Source organism: Streptomyces africanus (assembly GCF_030816955.1).
Classification (GTDB): Bacteria; Actinomycetota; Actinomycetes; order Streptomycetales; family Streptomycetaceae; genus Streptomyces; species Streptomyces africanus.
Genome location: NZ_JAUSYP010000001.1, coordinates 8,109,145 through 8,129,195 on the forward strand (window position 1 = coordinate 8,109,145; position 20,051 = coordinate 8,129,195).

Here is a 20,051-nt window from a genome sequence, read left to right on the forward strand (position 1 = left end):
CCGCGAAAGCCGCAGGAGGCGCGCGCGTACTGCGCGTGCGGTAGCCGGCCACTCGCCCGCGAGGCTGACTCGCCCTGGGCCGCGGCCGGTTAGGGTGCGCGCATGAATGCAGGTGAGACCCGCGTCCGGGCCCTGGTCGGAGACTGGGTCATCGCCGTGGGCGTGGCGGGGGCGCTGCTGGTGACGGGAGTGTCCGGGCAACCCTCCGTCACGGACCGGGACGTACTCGGGTACGCGCTGCTGGCCGTCGGCGGCCTGGCACTGGCCGCGCGCCGCCGGGCCCCGGTCGCCGTCCTGGCCGTCACCGGGCTGTGCGCGGTGGCGTATCAGGCGGCCGGCTTCGATGTGCCCGCCGTCGCCTACCTGTTCGCGGTGTACGCCGCCGTGCGGGCGGGACACCGGGTCGCCGCCGTCGCGGCCAGCCTGACCGTGCTGGCTGCTCTCCCGCTCGCGGCTCTCACCTCCGGCCTCCACGACACCGGCGAGGCGTTCGCGCAGGCCCGGGGGGCCCTCGAAATCGCCTGGCTGATCGCCGCCGGGGCCGCGGGAGAGGCGCTGCGGCAGGCCGAGCGGCGGGCGGACGAGGCCGAACGCACCCGGGAAGAGACCGCGCGACGCCGCGCCGACGAGGAACGGCTGCGCATCGCACGGGAATTGCACGATGCGCTGACCCATCAGATCTCGGTCATCAAGGTGCAGGCCGACGTGGCCGTCCACGTGGCCCGCAGACGAGGCGAAGAGGTGTCGGAGGCCCTGCTGGCGATCCGGGAGGCCGGCCGTGAGGCGGCCCGGGAGCTGCGCGTGACGCTGGAAGCGCTGCGCGACGACGACACGACGCCGCCGCGCGGCCTCGACGACATACCCGAACTGGTGGAACGGGCCGGCAGAACCGGTCTGAAGGCGACCCTGACGATCGAGGGACAGCGGCACGACGTGCCGGCCGCGGTGGGCCGGACCGTCTACCGGATCGTCCAGGAGTCGCTGACCAACATCGCCCGGCACGCGGACGCCGGCACGGCCTCGGTCCGCATCGACTGCCGTCCGGACACCCTCGCCCTCCGTGTCGACGACGACGGCAAGGCCACCCCGGCCGTCGCGCCGACGCCCGGCGTCGGGCTGCAGGGCATGCGTGAGCGCGTCACCGCCCTCGGCGGCCGGCTGCGGGCGGAGCCGCGCGGCGAGGGCGGCTTCACCGTCCAGGCCGAACTCCCCCTGGACGGGGCGTCATGATCCGCGTCCTGCTCGTCGACGACCAGCCGCTCATCCGCAGCGGATTCCGCGCGCTCCTCGACCTGGAGGACGACATCGAGGTGGTGGCGGAGGCCGCCGACGGCGGCGCGGGCCTGGAACTCGCCCGACAGCACCTGCCCGATGTCGCCCTCGTCGACATCCAGATGCCCGTCGTCGACGGCATCGAGGCGACCCGGCGCATCGCCGCGGACCCGGATCTGGCCGGAGTGCACGTCGTCATCCTGACCAACTACGGCCTCGACGAGTACGTGTTCGACGCGCTGCGCGCCGGCGCTGCCGGATTCCTGGTCAAGGACATCGTGCCGGAGGACTTCCTGCACGCCGTACGCGTCGCGGCGCGCGGCGACGCCCTGCTCGCCCCCTCGATCACCCGCAAACTGATCAACCGGTACGTCACCCAGCCGCTCCCCACCCACACCGGCTCGGCGCTGGAGGAGCTGACCGCCCGCGAACGCGAGGCTGTGGTCCTCGTCGCGCGCGGCCTGTCCAACGACGAGATCGCCGACCGTCTGGTGATCAGCCCGCTCACCGCGAAGACCCACATCAACCGGGCCATGACCAAGCTCCACGCCCGTGACCGGGCCCAGCTCGTGGTCCTCGCCTACGAATCCGGCCTGGTGGCCCCACGCGACTCCTGACACCGGAAGCCCGTCACGGGGGTTCGTCGGCCCCCCCGACCCCCGGCGGGCTACTGTACGAACACGCCGCGCTGCTCTCGGTCAACCGAGGAGGAAAAACTGTGTCATCGCCCTGCGATCCCGAGCACGCTCCCGCCGGAGATGTGGGCGCAGCACTCATGATGATCGACTCTCGGCTCAAGGCCGTCCACGACGGCAGGTCCGGGACCGACGCCGAGCAACAGGCGCTGACCGACCAGTTCGCCGTGTCCCTGGGCCCGCGGGGGGCCGACGACCTCCTCGACGGCGCCTGCACGCTCATCTACATGTTCATGCAGTGGCTGCGGATGGCCTACGAGGATCACGGCAAGGACGTCGTCGAGTGCGTGGTGCCCAACGTCGTGGCCACGATGCGCATGATGCCCAGGAGCGTCCGGCCCGAAGCCATCCCCACCATGGCGGGACTGCTCGTCGCGGCAGGCACCGGCCTGAGCCCCAGCCTGTGGCGCAAGCAGTACGGAGACTGGACCATGGACGAGATGAATCCCCTGGAAGCCACCGCCTTCCTGCTCGCGGAGCACATCAACCGGCTCACCGACGACCGCGACTTCGCCACCCGCATGATCACCGAAGCCCTGACCAGGGCGGACGAGGCCTGACGCACTTCACAGCAGGACCACGCAGCCGCGCCGCTCCAGCTCCGCGAGCAGATGCGGGGAGGGCGTACAGGGGTTCCAGCGCAGATCCAGCTTCTCCAGCGCGGGCATCCGGGCCACCCGGTCCGGCAGTTGGACGACGCGGTTGCCGCGCAGGTCGAGCTGGCGGAGCCGGGGCAGGCGCATCAGGGGCTCCGGCACCTCGCCGAGCGCGTTCTCCCGCAGGTCCAGGTGGCGTAGCTCGGCCAGTTCGCTGACCGAGTCCGGCAGACTGGTCAGCTTGTTCCCCCGGAGCCAGAGTTCGCGCAGCGTGCGGAGGAAGCCGATGGCGACGGGCAACCTACTCAACAGGCTGTGCTGGGCACGCAGTTCGACCAGATCCGCCATCCGGCCGATGGTTTCGGGCAGGGCGGTGAGAGGGTTCTCCCCGACATTGAGATAGCGCAGCCGTGTCAGATTCCCCAGGGTGTCAGGGAGTTGGGTCAGGCGGTTGTCGTGCAGATAGAGGCAGCCGCTGAGTTCGGCCAGGTCGCCGAGAGTGTCAGGAAGCGACGTGAGCTTGTTGTGGCCGAGGTCCAGGGTCGTGAGACGGCGCAGTCGCCCGATCTCGGGGGACAGATCCGTGAGCCCGTTGTCCGCCAGAATCAGCACCTCCAGTTCGGTCCGTCGCCAGACCGACGCGGGCACTTCCCCGAGCTGGTGACGCCAGAGGCTGAGCGTGGTGGGTGAGGGCTGCACGGCGCCGACGCTACCGCGTCTTCCCCGAGCCCAGTCAGCGTCCTCCCCCTGCCTCGGCAGTCGAGGCACGCGTCGGGAGGGAGGGGCCGGGCGTACTCATAGATCGACCAGAGGATGCCCACGACGATGATGAAGACGAGCCAACCATCCAGCGCAAGTGGTGTTTCACAGGCGCGCGGAGGCTCAACCGGCGTGGAGGATCCGGAAGCGATCGGGACTCGCCGGGTCTCGGTCCACGACTTGGACCGGTGGCACGGCCCATTGCCACACATTGACGCCCGGCACGCGCGAGAACCGGATCCGGCCGCGGGTGCCTGCCACGTCCACGCGCGGCCAGGATGCGGCCGTGCGCGCCCGGTCCTTGCCGTGCGTGCGCAGCAGGTCGGCGAGGACGGCGATCGTGTCATAGCCCTCGAAGGCCACGAAGGAGGGCGCTTCGGCCAGGCGTTCGCAAAGGGTCGTCTCGACTCGTGTACCGAGTGCGCCGAGGCGCTCGGGCCGGTAGCGCAGGAACGGGATCGCGGCGCCGTCGTCGCCCAGCAGCGTCACCCATTCCGCGAACTCCGGCTGCCCGGCCGGAGCACCGATCATGATCCGGGCGAGGCGCTGGTCGCGGCGGACGGACCGGACGATCGACACGGCCGGCTCCGGGTGGCCGACCAGAAGGAGGAGGGCCGTCGCGCGATGACCGACGAGTTCGTCGCGGACGGCCGTGGGGGTGAGCACGCTCATGTCGAGCTCGATGACGGTGCCGCCGCGCGGAGTGAGGTAATCCCGCAGAACGCGGGTTCCGGACGCCCAGTAGACACTCGGCTGGGCGGCTACGGCGATGCGGCTGTGGCCCGCGCCGAGGAGGAAGTCCGCGTAGACCTGCCAGCCGCGGGACTGCGGCGGGGAGAGGCGCGCGACCCATTCCGTCGGCTGTTCGGTGAGGCCGTCGAGAACCGCCGACGAACAGAGGAACGGCAGCCCGAGCGCGTCCGCCCTGGCGGCAGCGGCGCGGGCCACGACGCTGTGATACTCCCCGGCCAGGGCGGCCACGCCCAGTCCGGCCAACTCGTCCACGGCCGCCGCGGCCCTCTCGGGATCAGCCGCGGTGTCCCGGACCACCAGCTCCAGAGGCCTTCCGGCGATCCCGCCCGCGTCATTGGCCTCGCCCACGGCCAGGTCGAGCCCGGCGAGCAGGTGCCGGCCCGCCTCGACCCAGCCGGGCCGGGTCAGCGGAACGAGAGCGCCGATCCGGACGGCCGATCCGTCAGTCCGCTCCGCTGCAGGGGGCCATGGCGGCGAATTCATGGGTGGGCGCCTCCCGCGCGACGGTTCCGTTGCCGAAACCTACATCACCCCGGGTCCAGATGGTCGGGGCGCTGTTCACCCGCGGTCGGCAGCGGACGCGTCCTCGGTGGACGCCCACGCGGCCAGCAGTTGCAGCGTGTCGTGGGCCGGGGTGGCGGGCTCGGCGGAATAGGCGGTCAGGGTCAGGCCCGGCTGCGAGGGCAGTTCCATCGCGTCGAAGTCGAGGGTGATCTCGCCGATGGCCGGGTGGCGGAAGGCCTTGCGGCCGGTGTGGTGCAGGCGCACGTTGTGCTTGGCCCAGGCGGTGCGGAACTCCTCGCTGCGGGTGACGAGTTCGCCGATCAGCCCGGTCAGATCGGTGTCGCCGGGAGCCCGTCCGGCCTCCGTGCGCAGCAGGGACACCGTGGTGTTGAGGGACTCCTCCCAGTCGGGGAAGAAGTCCCTGCCCGCGGGGTCCAGGAACTGGAAGCGGGCGATGTTGACCGTCTGAACCCCGTGATCGGCGAACAGGGGCGCGTACAGCGCGCGTCCGAGGCGGTTCACGGCGAGGATGTCGAGGCGGCCGTTGCGGATGAAGGCCGGGGAGTCCGTCATGGAGTCCAGGACACGCAGCACACTGTCCGGCAGCGGGCCGCGGGCGCGTTTCGCGCGGCGGGCGGGACGTCTGGCGACGGCGCGGGCCAGGTCGTACAGGTGGGCGCGTTCGGCGTCATCCAGCCGCAGGGCGTTCGCGACGGCGTCGAGGACCTCCTCGGACGCCCCGGCGAGGTGACCGCGCTCCAGACGGACGTAGTAGTCGACGCTGACCCCGGCGAGCAGCGCGACCTCCTCACGCCGCAGCCCCGGCACGCGCCGGTTGCCTCCGTAGGCGGGCAGACCGGCCTGCTGCGGGGTGATCTTCGCGCGCCGGGAGGCGAGGAACCCGCGGATGTCGCTCTCGGTACTCACGCATTCCAGGCTAGGACGGCCGGCCCGGATGAGGGGGGTCCTGTCAGTACCTGGAACGACCGTGCCTTCCCCGCCCAGCTGACCTGCGGTTTCCTCGAAGTCGGCGGATCGTCGTGGATCCACCGGAACGTACGCGAAGTCATCACAGGGAGTCATGAGATGCCGAAGCAGTCCGCACCTCAGGAGCTGGCCCGGATCGCGCCGAAGCTCGTCGAGGTCACCGACGACGTGCTCTTCGGTGACGTGTGGGAACGCGCCGGGCTGTCCCCGCGGGACCGGAGCCTGGTGACGGTGAGCGTGCTGGCCGCGCTGTACCGCAGCGAGCAGTTGCCCTACCACCTGGGTGTCGCGCTGGAGAACGGCCTCACGGTGCAGGAGCTGTCCGAGGCGATCACGCACCTGGCCTTCTACGCCGGCTGGCCCAACGCCATGACGGCCATCACCCAGCTGAAGAAGATCGCCGACGAGCGAGCCTCCTGACGCCCGAGCCGCCCGCATCCAGCCACCTCATCGGAGCAAGGAAAACAGTCGTGGAACACATCACGGAAACCCCCACCGTCAAAGCCCCGGCCGAGCGCTTCACCGGCGAGGTCCACCTGAACATGATCGAGGCGCCCGCCGAGCCGGCCCGCCTGGCGTCCGCGCTGGTGCGGTTCACCCCCGGTGCCCGGACGAACTGGCACTCCCACGCCAAGGGCCAGGTCCTTTACGTCACCGACGGCGTCGGCCTGGTCGGCACCCGGGACGGCGATGTGGTGCGGATCACCGCCGGTGAGACCGTCAAATGCCCGCCCGGCGAGGAGCACTGGCACGGCGCCACCGACACCACCCTCATGGCCCACATCGCCATGGTCGTCGGCGACGAGAGCGGCGACGGCACGACCTGGCTGGAGCCCGTCACCGACGAGCAGTACACCGCCGCCCTGGCCGCCATCGGCCACTGACGGCGGCCGTCCGGCCGCACCGGGCGCACACGACTCGCCTACGCCTCGGCTTCGACCCAGGCCAGCCCGTCCTCCGACGCCACCAGGCCGCCGGGGCGCAGCGGTGCCTCAGGTTCCAACGGGCCGCCGAACAGGCCGCGTTCCTGCAGGACGGTTCCCTCTTGGAACACCTGCCGGAAGGTCTCGGACTCGTAGAGGGGATTGCGCAGGTCGTCGGCGTCGGGGAGACGGCGCACGGCTCGCTCGAAGTCGCCGGCGGACGCGGTGAGCCGTTCGCCCGCCGGCCCGGCTCCGGTGAGCGAGGCGTCGCCGGACGCCAGGCCGCCCACCAGCTCGACGAACGCCTCGAGTTCCGTCGTGCCGACGCTGGTGACCTTGCGTGCCTTCCAGAAGTACGACCGCTCGTCCTGGTGCAGGTCGTAGAAGGACACCAGGAACTCGTGGAACAGGCCGTACTCGTGCCGGTAGCGGGCCTCGAACTCGGCGAACAGACGGCTCTCGTCCGGGTCTCCGGCGAGACAGCCGTTGATGGACCGGGCGGCGAGCAGCCCGCCGTAGGTCGCGAGGTGGACTCCGCTGGACAGGACCGGGTCGACGAAACACGCCGCGTCCCCGACGAGTGCCATGCCGGGCCGCCACAGCCGTGACTTCCAGTACGACCAGTCCTTGCGGACGCGGACCTGGTCGTAGGGCCTCTGTGTGGCCCGCGGGACGCCGTCGAGGAAGCCGCGTACCTCCGGGCAGGCGTCGATCAGACGGCGCCAGGCGGTCGCCGGGTCCCGCTGGACGGCCTCGGCGTGCTCGCGGGCGACCACGGCTCCGACGCTGGTCAGGTCGTCCCGGAGCGGGATGTACCAGAGCCAGCCCTCGTCGAAGGCGGCACAGAAGATGTTGCCCTCGTTCGGTGCCGGGAGCCGCGCGCCACCGGCGAAGTAGCCGAACACCGCGATGTTGCGGAAGAAGTCGGAGTGGATCCGCTTCCCGCCGACGTGCGGGTGGATCCTGCTGCCGTTGCCGGAGGCGTCCACGACGTACCGGGCACCGGCCTCGCGGACCTCACCGCCGGGCCCGGTCCAGCGCACCCCGCGGACCCGCTCCTCGTCGGCGAGCACGCCGGTCACACGGCAGCCTTCCCGTACGTCGACGCCGACCCGGCGGGCGTTGTCCAGGAGGATCGCGTCGAACCGGGACCGCTCGACCTGGTAGGCGAACGAGGTCGGGTCGGCCAGCCGGGGCGACAGCGCGAAGGAGAACTGCCAGGGCTCCGGATTGCGGCCCCAGCGGAACGTGCCGCCGCGCTTCGGCTTGAAGCCCGCACGCGCCATCTCGTCCTCGACGCCGAGGATCCGGCACACCCCGTGCACGGTGGAGGGCAGCAGGGACTCGCCGATCTGGTACCGGGGGAAGGTCTCCTTCTCGACGAGGAGGACGCGATGGCCGCGCAGGGCGACGGCCGCCGAGACGGTGGCCCCGGCCGGGCCGCCGCCGACCACGATGACGTCGAAGTCCTGTCGGGGGTTGGCGGAACTCACCGTTCTCCCTTCGCCGTTCGCGCGTCGATCCAGGTGCGGACCGCCGACGCGGTTGTCTCCGCGTGTTCCCGCATCATCGTCCGATGGTCTCCGGGGACGTCCACGACGTCGTGCGCCGCCGGCCAGGACGTCCGCCAGTCGTCCGCGTCGGCGGAGGCCGCCATGGCGGCCGTGGGCCGCAGCGCGCGTACGAGGAGCGTGGGCGTGGCGACCGGCTCGGGGTCCCAGCCGAGGAAGATCCGGTTGTAGGCACCGATCGCGGCCAGGGCGCTGTCGTCGTCCCCGGTGACCAGGGGCTCCCCGGTGCCCGGCGGCCGACTGTCCCCCGGCGGTGGGGCGGCCAGGGACAGCAGCCAGTCCTTGCCGCTGTTGTCCGGCGTGATGTGGTAGGTGTCCAGCAGCACCAGACCCGCCGGTGCCCGGCCCATGTTCTCCAGCTCGTGGGCCACCACGTGCGCCACGTTGCCGCCCGCCGACCGTCCCACGACCACGAAGGGCCCGCCCCCGACGTGCCGCAGCACGTTCTCGGCCTGCGTACGCGCCAGCGCGTCGCGGTCCTGCGGTACGGCCGCACCGGCGCCGATCCCGGGGTGCGGGAACTCCAGGACCTCCAGATCGTCCTGGAAAGCGCGGTGGAAGCGAGGGAAGTCCCCGCCGTCCGACGCGAGCGACGGATGGTAGGCCGGGAAGTAGACGACCGTCGGCCCTCCGGAACCGGAGCGGCCGGGGGAGCGGCGGATCGGGGGCAGCGCATGCTCGCGCCCCCGGGCGGCCGTGAAGGTGGGCAGCGCCCAGGACGCGGTGACGAGCAGATGCATCGCCGCCACCGGCTGCCCGGCGGCACTGACCGTCCGGAACAGCGAGGAGAGGGTGTACGCGGGCCGCTCGGGCCCCGTGGCCCCAACGGCTCCTGCGGCCTCAGGGGCGGCTGCGGCGGCCGGTTCGCCGTCCAGCAGGCCGAGCAGGTGGCGTGCCAGTTCCTCGGCCGTACGGTGCTCGAACACCACCGCGGCCGACAGCCGGAGCTTCAGCGCCATGCTCAGCCGGTTGCGGATCTGCACGGCGGTGAGGGAGTCGAACCCCAGGTCGGCGAGGGACTTACCGGCCGGGAGCGCGTCGGCGTGCGGGTAGCCGAGCACCGCCGCCACGTCGGCCCGCAGCAACTCCACGAGCACCGGCTCCCGTTCGCCGGGGGGCAGCGGGGCCAGCCGCTTCCGCCAGGCTCCGGGCTCCAGCATCTGGCCGGGGGAACCGGGGGAGGCGGCGGAACCCGAGGGCGTCGCCGCTGCGGTCGGCCGGCGCTGCCGGACGAGGCCGCGCAACGGCGGCGGCAGGTGCCCCGCACCGGTCCGGCCGGACCGAAGGGCCGCCCGGTCCAACAGCATCGGCGCCAGGACCGGCTCCGCCGAGCGCAGCGCCGCGTCGAACAGGGCCAGGCCCTGCTGGGTGGACAGCGGCATCAACACATCACGTGCCTGTGGGCGCTGTGAGGGCTGCCCCGCCGCCATGCCCCCGGCGTGCTCCCACGGACCCCACGCCAGCGAGAGCGCCGGCAGCCCCTCGGCGGTGCGGCGGAGGGCGAGGGCATCGAGGAACGAGTTCGCGGCCGCGTAATTGCCCTGTCCCGCCCGGCCCAGCAGACCGGAGACGGAGGAGAACAGGACGAACGCCGAAAGACCCATGTCCCGGGTCAGTTCGTGCAGATTCCAGGCCGCGTCGGCCTTCGGCCGCAGCACGGCCGCGAGCCGTTCGGGGGTCAGTGCGTCCAGCACGCCGTCGTCGAGAACCCCGGCGGCGTGCACCACAGCGGTCAGCGTCGGCTCGCAGCGCTTGACCACTTCTCCCAGCGCGGCACGGTCGGCCGCGTCACAGGCGACGATGCCGACCCGGGCCCCCAACTCCTCCAGGGCGTCGCGCAGTTCCGCTGCTCCGGGCGCCTGCGGCCCGCGGCGTCCGGTCAGCAGCAGATGCCGTACGCCGTGTTCGGCGACCAGGTGACGAGCCAGCTCCGCGCCCAGCGCGCCGGTGCCTCCGGTGATCAGCACCGTACCGTCCGGGCCGCTGAAGGCCCCGGTGCCCGAGGCATCACCGGCCGCAGCCAGCCTCGGAATCGTCACCTGACCGCCCCGCACCCGGAGTTGCGACTCGCCGGTGGCGACGGCCGACGGCAGCATCCGCAGTGACTCGGGCCGCCCGTCGACATCCACCAGGACGACACGACCGGGCAGCTCCGACTGCGCCGTGCGCACCAGCCCCCAGACCGCCGCGCCGGCCAGGTCCGGCACTGGGCCGGTGGCGTCCCGCGTGACCACGACCAGCCGTGAGCCGGCCGTGGCCGGGTCGTCCTGCCAGTCCTGGAGCGCCTTGAGGACGCGCCCCGTCAACTCGTGCGTGGCCGACAGCGGATCGGAGCCGGTCACACGGGCGACGGCTGTGACGGCGACGACTTCGGGATCCGTGCCGCCGGGCAGGAACGCGGCGAGGTCCAGCTCGTCCGGTCCGCGCACGGCCCACGCGCGCCGATCGGCGTCGCCGGAGACGTCGAGGCGGTCCCACTCAGGACGCAGCAGGGCCCTTCCGACGAGGCCGTCCGGCATGTCGGCCCGCTCTGCCCGGTCGGCCGGGAGTTCCCTGGTGGTCAGCGAGTCCACGCGTGCCACGAGCCGGCCGGACGGGTCGGCCAGGGTCAGCGAAACCGTGTCCGGGCCCTTCGGCGTCACCCTGACCCGCACCTCCGTGGCTCCCGAGGCGTGCAGGCTCACCCCACTCCACGCGAACGGCACCCGGACCGTGCCCGTGCCGGCGGACGCGGCCAGCAGCGGCGCGTGCGACGCCGCGTCGAACAGCGCCGGATGGAGTCCGAAACGGCCCGCTTCCGGCGTGTGCGACGCGGGCAGCCGGACCTCCGCGAAGACGTCGTCGCCGCGCCGCCACAGCGCGCCGACCCCCTGGAAGGCGGGCCCGTAGGCGAGCCCGGCGTCGGCGAGGGCCGCGTACGCGCCGGTGAGCTCCACCGCCTCGGCGCCCTGGGGCGGCCACTGAGCCGGCTCCTCCCGCGGAGCGCGGACCCGGCCGAGCTGCCCGGAGACATTCCGGGTCCATGTGGCCGCGGACTCCTCCGGCTCCGGCTCCTCCGGTCGCGAGTAGACGTCCACCGGCCTCCGGCCCGAGTCGTCGTCCCTCGCACCCACCACGACCTGGACCCGTACCCCCGGGGAACCGGGCAGGGCGAGCGGCGACAGCATCACGAGTTCGTCGACCGTCCCGCAGCCCACCTCCTCGCCCGCCCGCAGGGCCATCTCCACGAACACCGTCGCCGGCACGACGACCCTTCCGGCGACGACATGGTCCGCGAGCCACGGATGAGACGCGAGGGACAACAGCCCGGTCAGCACCGTCCGGCCGGTGTCCGGCACCGGGAAGGCCGGCCCCAGCAGGGCCCCGGCGTCGGCCGTCCCCGGGCGCGGCGCGTCCAGCCAGTACCGCTGCCGCTGGAAGGCGTACGTCGGCAGATCCACGCGGCGTGCGCCGGAACCCGCGTACACCGCCGCCCAGTCGACAGCGGCCCCGGCCACATGCAGCCGTGCCACGGCCGACAGGAGCGTCTCCGGTTCGTACGCACCGCCGCGTGTGGCCACGGCGAGAACGGAGCCGCTCGTGGGCGCGTCGGGAAGACAGTCGGCGGCCGCCGCGGTGAGTACGGGCCCGGGGCCGAGTTCCAGGTAGGCCGAGACCCCGTCGTCCGCGAGCCGGCGCACGGCGTCGGCGAAGCGCACGGGCAGCCGGGCGTGCCGCGCCCAGTACTCGGGCGAGCACAGTTCCGCGGGCTCGGCGAGCCGGCCCGTCACGGTGGAGACGATCGGAATGCGCGGCGGTCGGAAGGTCAACGACTGGGCCACGCCCAGGAATTCGTCGAGCATCGGCGTCACCAGGGGCGAGTGGAAGGCGTGACTCACCCGCAGCCGGACGGCCCTGCGGCCGCGCGCCTCGAAGCCGGCCGCGACCGCGAGCACGGCGTCCCGTTCCCCGGAGATCACCACCGAACGGGGCCCGTTGACGGACGCGACGGTCACCTGTGCCCCTGACTCCGCGAGCGCGGTGGCGACTTCCTCCTCGGTCCCGTCCAGCGCCGCCATCGCACCCCCGTCGGGCAAGGCCTGCATCAGCCGGCCGCGAGCGGCGACGAGTCTCGCGGCGTCGGGCAGATCGAGCACGCCGGCGACATGCGCGGCCGTCAGCTCACCGACGGAGTGGCCCACAAGGCGGTCGGCCCGCACGCCCCACGACTCCAGCAGCCGGAACAGTGCCACCTCGAAGGAGAACAGTCCCGCCTGGGTGAAGTCCGTACGGTCCACCAGAGCCGCTTCCGGCGAGCCCGGCTCGGCCGACAGCATCGCGCTCAGCGGCTGGGGGAGACGGTCGTCCAGGTACCGGCAGACCTCGTCGAAGGCGTCGGCGAAGACGGGGAAGGCGGCGCGCAGTTCGGCGCCCATCCGGGGACGCTGTGCGCCTTGCCCGGTGAACAGGAAGGCCGTACGGATCTCCGGATCGGCCAGTCCCCGGACGACTCCCGGGGTGTCCCGGCCCTGCGCGAAAGCGTTCAGCGCGTCCAGCATCCGGGCCCGGTCACCGGCCGGTACGAGCGCGCGGTGGGGGAGGGCGGAGCGCGACACCGCCAGCGAGTGGGCGACGTCGGAGGGCGGTATGGTCGGCCGGTTCACCACTCCGGCGGTTGCGAGCCGCTGGGCCTGGGCACGCAGAGCGGTTTCGTCGGCGCCGGAGAGCAGCCACGGAACGGGCGGCGCCGCGGCTGTCTCAGGGAAGACCGCGGTCTCCTGCTCCGGCGCTTCCTCCAGAATCACATGCGCGTTGGTCCCGCCGATCCCGAAGGCCGAGACCCCCGCACGTCGCGGCCGGTCCGAGGCCGGCCAGGGCCGGGGTGCGGTCAGCAGTTCCACGCGGCCGGCGGACCAGTCGACGTGCGGCGTGGGCGAGTCGGCGTGCAGGGTCCGGGGCAGTTCGCCGTGGCGCAGGGCCTGCACCATCTTGATGACGCCGGCGACTCCGGCCGCCGCCTGCGTGTGCCCGAGGTTGGACTTCACCGACCCGAGCCACAGCGGCCGCTCGCGGCCCTGCCCGTACGTGGCCAGCAGGGCCTGCGCCTCGATGGGGTCGCCCAGCCGGGTGCCCGTACCGTGGGCCTCCACCGCGTCCACGTCACCGGCGCGCAACCCCGCGTCCGCCAGTGCCTGCGCGATCAGCCGCCGCTGGGCCGGTCCGTGGGGCGCGGCGAGCCCGTTGGACGCGCCGTCGGAGTTGACGGCGGAGCCGCGGAGCACGGCCAGGACCGGATGGCCGTTGCGTCGCGCATCGGACAACCGCTCCAGCAGGACGAGTCCCACGCCCTCGCCCCAGGCCGTACCGTCGGCAGCCGCCGAGAACGACTTGCAGCGCCCGTCCGGCGACAGCCCGCGCTGCCGGCTGAAGGCGAGGAACGGCTTGGGCGTCGCCATCACCGTGACCCCGCCGGCCAGCGCCAGCGAGCACTCGCCCGAGCGCAGCGCACGCGCCGCCCAGTGCAGTGCCACCAGTGAGGACGAGCAGGCGGTGTCGACCGTGATCGCGGGCCCGCGCAGACCGTACACGTACGAGATCCGCCCGGAGGCCACGCTGCCCGCCGAGCCCAGCCCCAGGTGCGCTTCCAGCTCGTGGGGGCGCGTGAAGCGGGCGGAGTAGTCGCCGTACATCACGCCCACGAAGACACCGGTGTCGCTCTCGCGCACCGACGCCGGGTCGATCCCGGCCCGCTCCCACACCTCCCAGGACGTCTCCAGGAGCAGCCGCTGCTGCGGATCCATCGCGAGCGCCTCGCGCGGCGAGATCCCGAACAGCCCGGCGTCGAACTCGGCGGCCCGGTGCAGGAAGCCGCCGTGTCGCGTGTACGACGTGCCGGTCCGGTCGGGATCGGGGTCGTACAGGGCGTCCAGGTCCCAGCCGCGGTCGGCCGGGAACTCCGAGATGGCGTCCCGCCCCTGTGACACCAACTCCCACAGGTCCTCGGGGGAGTCGACGCCACCGGGGTACCGGCAGCTCATCGCGACGATCACGACGGGATCGTCGTCCTCGGGAGACCGGCCCGGTCCGCCGTACGCCTGCGGATGCCCGACGGGCCCGCCCTCGAAGAGCGCCTCGCGCAGGTGCCGGGCCACCTCGGCCGGTGTCGGGTGGTCGAAGACCAGCGTCGACGGCAGGCTCAGACCGGTCAGCGCGCCGAGCCGGTCCACCAGCTCGACGACGCCGACGGAGGTCATGCCGAGATCGGTGAAGGGGCTGTCCGCGTCGGGCAGATCGCCCGGTGCGCGCCGGCAGACCTCGGCCGTTTCGGCGAGCACCGTTTCGCGTAACGCGCGCTCCTGGTCGTCGCGCGAGAGGGGTGCAAGCCGCTCACGCAGGGCGGCGGGGGCGGTGCCGGCCGCGGCCGGGGCCGGGGCGGTCAGCTCGTGCCGGGCGATCTTGCCGGACGCGGTGCGCGGGACGGCGGCGATCTCGCGGATCTCGGCCGGCACCTTGTAGTCGGCCAGCCGGCTCCGGCACGCGGCGAGCACCTGCCGGGCGTCGAACCCGTCCGGACCCGGTACGACGTAGGCGACCGGCACCTCGCCGAGCACGTCGTGCGGCACCGCCACGACCACGGCCTCGGACACGCCGGGGCACTGCGACAGCGCCTGCTCGATCTCGGTCGGGTGGATGTTCTCGCCGCCGCGGATGATCAGCTCGCTGACCCGGCCGGTGAGCCGGAGATGGCCGTGCTCGACGCGGCGGCCGAGGTCGCCCGTGCGGTACCAGCCGTCCCGCAGCGCGGCGGCCGTCGCCTCGGACTGCCCGTGGTACCCGCTCATCAGGCCCGGCCCCCGCACCCAGACCTCGCCCTCGGCCCCGTCCGGGACGTCCTCGCCGCTCCGCGGATCGACGAGGCGTACGTCCGTGCCCGGAACGGGCGGCCCGCAGGAACCGTCGACCCTCGGCCCGTCCGGACGGTTCACCGCGATCATGCCGCACGTCTCGGTACTGCCGTACGCGTCCAGCAGCGGCGCCCCCAGGGTCTCCTCCACGGCCGCGCGCAGAGCGGGACCACTCGGCGCGCCGGCCACGAGGCACAGCCGCAGCGCCGGCGGGGTACCGCCGCCCGAGTCGAGCAGCCGGTGATATGTCGCGGGGACGCCGGCCAGCAGGGTGAAGGGCCCGCCGAGCCCGGCGTGCGCGGCGAGCAGCTCCTGCCGCAGACCGCCCGGCGGCAGCAGGTCACCGGCGATCCGGGCGCTCGCGCCCACGGCCGTCACGCCCAGGATCGCCAGCGAGTGGCTGAAGCTGTGGAACAGCGGAAGCGGCCAGAGCAGCCGGTCGTCCGGCGAGAGACCGAAGATCGGGGCGTAGCAGGCGGCCACGGACCACAGCGCGGCCCGCTGCGTGGACAGCACACCTTTGGGACCGTGCGTGGTGCCGGAGGTGTAGAGCATCCAGGCCGGATCGTCGAGACCGAGCGTGTCGATCTCCGCCGCCCCGCCGGTCTCCACGTCCTGGCCGCTCTCGGCCGCGTCCCGGAACGACCGGGCGCCGTCCGGGACCGGTCCGCTCCCGGTGACCAGGGCGCCCAAGTCGTCGTACGGCCGTCCCAGGCGCCGCAGTTGTGCGAGGTGCGCGGCGTCGGTGATGACGAACGCGGCGCCGCTGTCCTGGAGGAAGTGGGCCAACTCGGCGTCGGAGGACCGCGGGTTGAGCGGGACGCCGACCATCCCGGCCCGCAGGACGGCGAGGCAGCTCTCCACCGTCTCCACGCGGTTGCCGAGACAGATCGCGACCCGGTCGCCGCGCCGCAGCCCTGTCCCGGTGAGGTACACGGCCAGTGAGCGCGTGCGCCGCTCCAGCTCGGCGTAGGTGACGCTGCGCGCGGAGTCGGAGTAGGCGACCCGCTGCCCGGCCGCCTCGGCGTGCCGCCGTAACAGCTCCGGCACCGGCCGTATCAGCTCGTCACGCCTCATGTCTCCGCCTTCCGAATCCCCGCTCCGCAACGATGTTGAGCCTATGCGAACGTGGCTACTCGTACGGTTCGCCGCATGGGCACCGCGCGGCAGCAAGGAGGTACCACCATGGCCAGCAACGGAGCACACGTGACCACCGTCGAGAACCCTGTCCCCGCGCAGGAGCTCGCCGGGATCGTCGGCCACCGCTTCATCTACACCTACGCCAACGGCTGGCAGTACGAGATGTACGTGAAGAACCCGACCACCATCGACTACCGGATCCACTCCGGCATGGTGGGCGGCCGCTGGGTCAAGGACCAGCCGGTCGACCTCGTCCAACTGGACGACGACCACTACAAGATCTCCTGGAACGAGCCGACCGGGACGTCGGTCTCCGTCAACGTCATGCCCGGCAAGCGCCGGCTGCACGGCGTGATCTTCTTCCCGCGCTGGGTGGAGGAACACGGCGAACGCACCGTCGTCTACCAGAACGACCACCTCGACGAGATGCGCAAGTACCGCGACGAGGGCCCGACCTATCCGATCTACGTCGTCCCGGAATTCGCCAAGATCACGCTCTTCGAGTACGTCGGCCCCGACGACGACACGGTCGTCTCCACGGCCCCCGGAGACCTCCCGCGGGGCTGGTCCGACCGCACCAACTGAGCTCAGGGCGTCCTCAGCGGCGGGACGGCGGGTACCTCGGGAGCGTTGCGGATGTCCTCGGCGGTCATGCGGAACGGCTCGGGGTACGCGTCGCGCCGGGTGCGGCGGTCGGGCTCGCTCGTGCGCCACATGTACAGGCACTGCGGGCACTGCAACACGTCCCAGACACCCGGGACGGGCGAGCTGAAGACCAGGTCGACGCTCTGGTGGGCACAGCGAGGGCAGATGGTGGCGGTCGGGTCGGCCATGGCCGGTGTCCTTTCCGGGGGTTGGTCGGGCGGTGGTCAGCGGCGGGCGGAGAGCCGCTGCAGCCGGGTGAGCCACTCGGCGGCCTCGGGCAGGTCGTGGACCTGGGTGCTGTAGTTGCCGCGGCGGTCGGGCTCGACGGGCGTGGTGGCGTCGATGACGAGCTTGTCGACGATGCCCGGGGACTGCGCCTGCGGGGCCAGCTCCAGCACAGGCAGATTGGGGATGGTGATCAGGTCGCCGGACGGGTTCATCTTCGTGGACAGCGCCCACATCACCTGCGGGAGATTGAAGGGGTCGACATCCTCGTCGACCACGATGACCGTGGCGGCGTAGCCGAGGCCGTGCGCGGTGGTGAGCACGCGCGTGCCGACGGCCTTGGCGAAGCCGCCGTAGCGCTTCTTCGTCGAGACGATGACGACCAGCCCGTGGGTGTACATGGCGTTGACGGCTTGGACCTCGGGAAAGTCCTTCTTGAGCTGCTCGTACAGCGGCACGCAGGTGCTCGCGGCGATCAGGTAGTCGACCTCGGTCCACGGCATGCCGAGGTAGAGGTGTTCGAAGATCGGGTCCGTGCGGTAGGAGATCCGGTCGATGCGGATGACGGTCATGTTGCGGCCGCCGGAGTAGTGGCCGGTGAACTCGCCGAAGGGGCCTTCGACCTCCCGCTTGCGGCCCTCGATCACGCCCTCGATGACGACCTCCGACCCCCACGGCACGGGCAGCCCGGTCAGCGGGGCCTCGGCGATCGGCGCCGGGGCGCCGCGCAGGGCACCGGCCAGCTCGTACTCGTTCTCGTCGTACTTCATCGGAGTCGATGCCACGATGGAGATCACCGGGTCGTTGCCGATGGTGATGGCGACGGGGAGGTCCTCGCCGGTCTCCTCGGCCTTGCGCAGATGCTGGGCGATGTCGTGCATCGGGACCGGCTGGAGGGCGAGCTTGCGCTTGCCCTTGACCTGGATGCGGTAGATGCCGACGTTCTGCTTGCCGGAGTGCTCGGGGTCCTCCGGGTCCTTGGAGACGACCGCCGCCTTGTCGATGTAGAAGCCGCCGTCGCCGTCGTTGAGCCGGATCAGCGGGAGCACCTGGAAGATGTCGACGTCGTCGCCCTCCTGGGTGTTCCGGGACCACGGCGGGTCGTCCCGCCGCTCGGGGGCGACGGGGAACTCCGCCCAGCGGCGGATGAACTCCTCGACCTGCTCCTTGGTACCCGTCTCCTTGGGCAGGCCGAGGGCGAGCGCGTGGTTGGCCCAGGAACCGTGCACGTTCATCGCGATCCGGGCGTCGGTGAAGCCCCTCACGTTGTCGAAGTACAGGGCCGGGGCCGCGTCGCCCAGGCGCGGGGCGGCGTTGGCGGCGGCGGCGATGTCCGGCTCGGGGTTCACCTCCTCGGCGATGTGCAGCAGTTGGCCCTCCTTGTCGAGGGTCTCCAGGAAGGAACGCAGGTCGTCATAGGCCATGGCGAGGATGTCCTTGTCTATGGGCGGGGTGTGTCTGTGGGGCGGGGAGGGCGGTGGTCAGACCGCGGTCCTCAGGGCGCGGGCGGCGCGCATGCCCTCCCAGCGCTTGGCGGCGGGCGCGGGAAGCTCGAACTGGTCGAGGATGCGGGCGGTGATGTGGTCGACGATGTCGTCGACGGAGGCCGGGTGGTTGTAGAAGGCGGGCATCGGCGGCACCATCTGCACGCCGAGCCGCGCCAGGGCGAGCATGTTCTCCAGATGGATCTCGCTCAGCGGGGTCTCCCGCGGGACGAGGACCAGCTTTCGGCGCTCTTTCAGGACCACGTCGGCGGCGCGGCCCACCAGCCCCTCCGCGTAACCGGCCCGGATCCCGGCCAGTGTCTTCATCGAGCAGGGGACGATCACCATGCCGTCGGTCGTGAAGGAGCCCGAGGAGATGGTCGCGCCCTGGTCCTCGGGCGGGTGTGTGACGTCGGCCAGTGCGCCGACCTCGGCGACGGAGAGCCCGGTCTCCAGCTCGATGGTGGTGCGCGCCCAGCGGGAGAGCACCAGGTGGGTCTCCACCCCGGGCAGCTCGCGCAGGTTCTCCAACAGGCGGACGCCGAAGGCGGCACCCGTCGCGCCCGTCATTCCCACGATCAGTCGCACAGCGGTCAGCTCCCTCGCAGCGATGCGGCGACGGCGACCGGCGTGTCATTTTCGGTCACCGCTCACCTCCGACCACTCCACGCTAGGTGCGTAGGTGAGGCTCAAGCGCCTATCCTGGCGACAGGCTATGAACAGAAACGGACATGACGACGTCACCGACCTCCCGTTCCGGCCCTCCGTCGGCGCCCCGCCGGGAGTCGAGGTGCTGGACTTCGCCGGGTTGCTCGCCCGGGCGCACGGCCACGGGGTCGACGCCTTCGCCCCCCTGCGCCCCGCCTTCCACCACCTGATCACGGTGCGCTCCGGTGCGTTGCGCTGCTCGCTGGACTTCACCGACCACACGCTGTCCGCGGGCGACTGGCTCTGGGCGCGGCCCGGCCAGATCCTCCAGTTCGGCGCCGGCCTCGCCGAAGCCCGGGGCACCGTCGTGCTCTTCCCGTCCGGCTTCCTCGGCAGCCCCACGGTCGAGGCGGCCCGGGTCGACCAGCCGGCCCCGCGGCAGCCGCTCGTGCCCCGGGACGACGACCAGCGGCAGGCCGTCCGACGCGTCCTCGACCTGCTGGAGAGCGAGCACCGCCGGCTCGCCGAACTGCCCCTGGACGTGCACATCGAGGTGGTCCGGCAGCTGCTCGCCGTCCTCGTGCTGCGCCTGGCCCACCTGCGCGGCGCCCAGGACGGCGACGAGGCGGGCAGCGCGGCGTTCCGGCGCTTCCGGCAGGCCGTGGAGCGTGACTTCGCCCGCAGCCACCGGGTGGAGGACTACGCCCGGCAGCTGGGCTACAGCGTGCGCACCCTCACGCGCGCGACCCGGGCCGTGACCGGGTCCGGCGCCAAGCGCCTGATCGACGACCGGGTGCTGCTGGAGGCCAAGCGCCTGCTGGTACACACCGACCTGCCCACCACCGCCGTCGGCGAACGCGTCGGCTTCCCCGGCCCCACGGCCTTCGCCCGCTTCTTCCGGCAGCGGGCCGGGGAGACCCCGGCAGCCTTCCGCGACCGGGCCCGGGGCGCCCGGGGTGAGTAGT

15 protein-coding genes are annotated in these 20,051 nt (G+C 72.5%); 7 read left to right on the plus strand and 8 right to left on the minus strand.

All coding sequences use genetic code 11. The annotated features are described in order from the left end of the window. Window positions 1-102: 102 nt before the first annotated feature. From QF034_RS36940 to QF034_RS36950, 3 genes are all read left to right on the plus strand, one after another. A complete protein-coding gene (locus QF034_RS36940) occupies window positions 103-1,230 on the plus strand; it encodes a sensor histidine kinase (protein WP_307179004.1) in 1,128 nt (375 codons plus the stop codon). After that, window positions 1,227-1,889 carry a response regulator gene (locus QF034_RS36945; protein ID WP_307179005.1) on the plus strand — a complete coding sequence of 221 codons (663 nt, stop codon included), beginning with the start codon at window positions 1,227-1,229 and terminating at the stop codon, window positions 1,887-1,889. The genes QF034_RS36940 and QF034_RS36945 overlap by 4 nt, the downstream gene beginning before the upstream one ends. Before the next feature lie 101 nt (window positions 1,890-1,990). Beyond that, window positions 1,991-2,527 carry a hypothetical protein gene (locus tag QF034_RS36950; RefSeq protein ID WP_307179006.1) on the plus strand — a complete coding sequence of 179 codons (537 nt, stop codon included), beginning with the start codon at window positions 1,991-1,993 and terminating at the stop codon, window positions 2,525-2,527. A gap of 6 nt (window positions 2,528-2,533) precedes the next feature. Here the strand turns inward: QF034_RS36950 and QF034_RS36955 are convergent, their stop codons facing one another. The 3 genes from QF034_RS36955 to QF034_RS36965 form a co-directional block, all read right to left on the minus strand. Beyond that, on the minus strand, window positions 2,534-3,262 hold the full coding sequence (locus QF034_RS36955) for a leucine-rich repeat domain-containing protein (RefSeq protein WP_307179007.1): 729 nt from the start codon (window positions 3,260-3,262) through the stop codon (window positions 2,534-2,536). 183 nt (window positions 3,263-3,445) lie between these two features. After that, window positions 3,446-4,558, minus strand: coding sequence for an ABC transporter substrate-binding protein (locus QF034_RS36960; RefSeq protein ID WP_307179008.1), 1,113 nt, complete (start codon window positions 4,556-4,558; stop codon window positions 3,446-3,448). A gap of 75 nt (window positions 4,559-4,633) precedes the next feature. Further along, complete coding sequence (locus tag QF034_RS36965) at window positions 4,634-5,515, minus strand: helix-turn-helix transcriptional regulator (RefSeq protein WP_370880985.1); 882 nt, start codon at window positions 5,513-5,515, stop codon at window positions 4,634-4,636. Between the two features lie 150 nt (window positions 5,516-5,665). On the opposite strand from QF034_RS36965, the gene QF034_RS36970 reads away from it, so the two are divergent. Then, window positions 5,666-5,986: a carboxymuconolactone decarboxylase family protein gene (locus QF034_RS36970; protein ID WP_307179010.1), complete on the plus strand. Its 321-nt coding sequence runs from the start codon at window positions 5,666-5,668 to the stop codon at window positions 5,984-5,986. Window positions 5,987-6,036: 50 nt separating this feature from the next. Beyond that, the gene (locus QF034_RS36975) at window positions 6,037-6,450 is read left to right on the plus strand and encodes a (R)-mandelonitrile lyase (protein ID WP_307179011.1); all 414 of its coding nucleotides are present in this window, start codon (window positions 6,037-6,039) and stop codon (window positions 6,448-6,450) included. Window positions 6,451-6,488: 38 nt separating this feature from the next. Here the strand turns inward: QF034_RS36975 and QF034_RS36980 are convergent, their stop codons facing one another. Then, entirely contained in the window at window positions 6,489-7,982 is a 1,494-nt protein-coding gene (locus tag QF034_RS36980) for a tryptophan 7-halogenase (protein ID WP_307179012.1), read from the minus strand. Next, a complete protein-coding gene (locus QF034_RS36985) occupies window positions 7,979-16,021 on the minus strand; it encodes a type I polyketide synthase (RefSeq protein WP_307179013.1) in 8,043 nt (2,680 codons plus the stop codon). Before QF034_RS36985 ends, QF034_RS36980 begins: the two co-directional genes overlap by 4 nt. Window positions 16,022-16,129: 108 nt before the next feature. Between QF034_RS36985 and QF034_RS36990 the strand changes: the two genes are divergently transcribed. After that, a complete protein-coding gene (locus QF034_RS36990; protein ID WP_307179014.1) occupies window positions 16,130-16,669 on the plus strand; it encodes a phenolic acid decarboxylase in 540 nt (179 codons plus the stop codon). 2 nt (window positions 16,670-16,671) lie between these two features. Here the strand turns inward: QF034_RS36990 and QF034_RS36995 are convergent, their stop codons facing one another. From QF034_RS36995 to QF034_RS37005, 3 genes are read right to left on the minus strand one after another with little or no spacing between them, the layout of a single operon-like run. After that, window positions 16,672-16,917, minus strand: coding sequence for a non-oxidative hydroxyarylic acid decarboxylases subunit D (locus QF034_RS36995; protein ID WP_307179015.1), 246 nt, complete (start codon window positions 16,915-16,917; stop codon window positions 16,672-16,674). Window positions 16,918-16,953: 36 nt separating this feature from the next. Further along, window positions 16,954-18,378 carry a non-oxidative hydroxyarylic acid decarboxylases subunit C gene (locus QF034_RS37000; protein ID WP_307179016.1) on the minus strand — a complete coding sequence of 475 codons (1,425 nt, stop codon included), beginning with the start codon at window positions 18,376-18,378 and terminating at the stop codon, window positions 16,954-16,956. A 57-nt stretch (window positions 18,379-18,435) separates the two neighbouring features. Continuing rightward, window positions 18,436-19,035, minus strand: a complete 600-nt coding sequence (locus QF034_RS37005) for a non-oxidative hydroxyarylic acid decarboxylases subunit B (protein WP_503167808.1) — start codon at window positions 19,033-19,035, stop codon at window positions 18,436-18,438. 118 nt (window positions 19,036-19,153) lie between these two features. On the opposite strand from QF034_RS37005, the gene QF034_RS37010 reads away from it, so the two are divergent. Continuing rightward, window positions 19,154-20,050, plus strand: a complete 897-nt coding sequence (locus QF034_RS37010; protein ID WP_307179018.1) for a helix-turn-helix transcriptional regulator — start codon at window positions 19,154-19,156, stop codon at window positions 20,048-20,050. Window position 20,051: the final 1 nt, after the last annotated feature.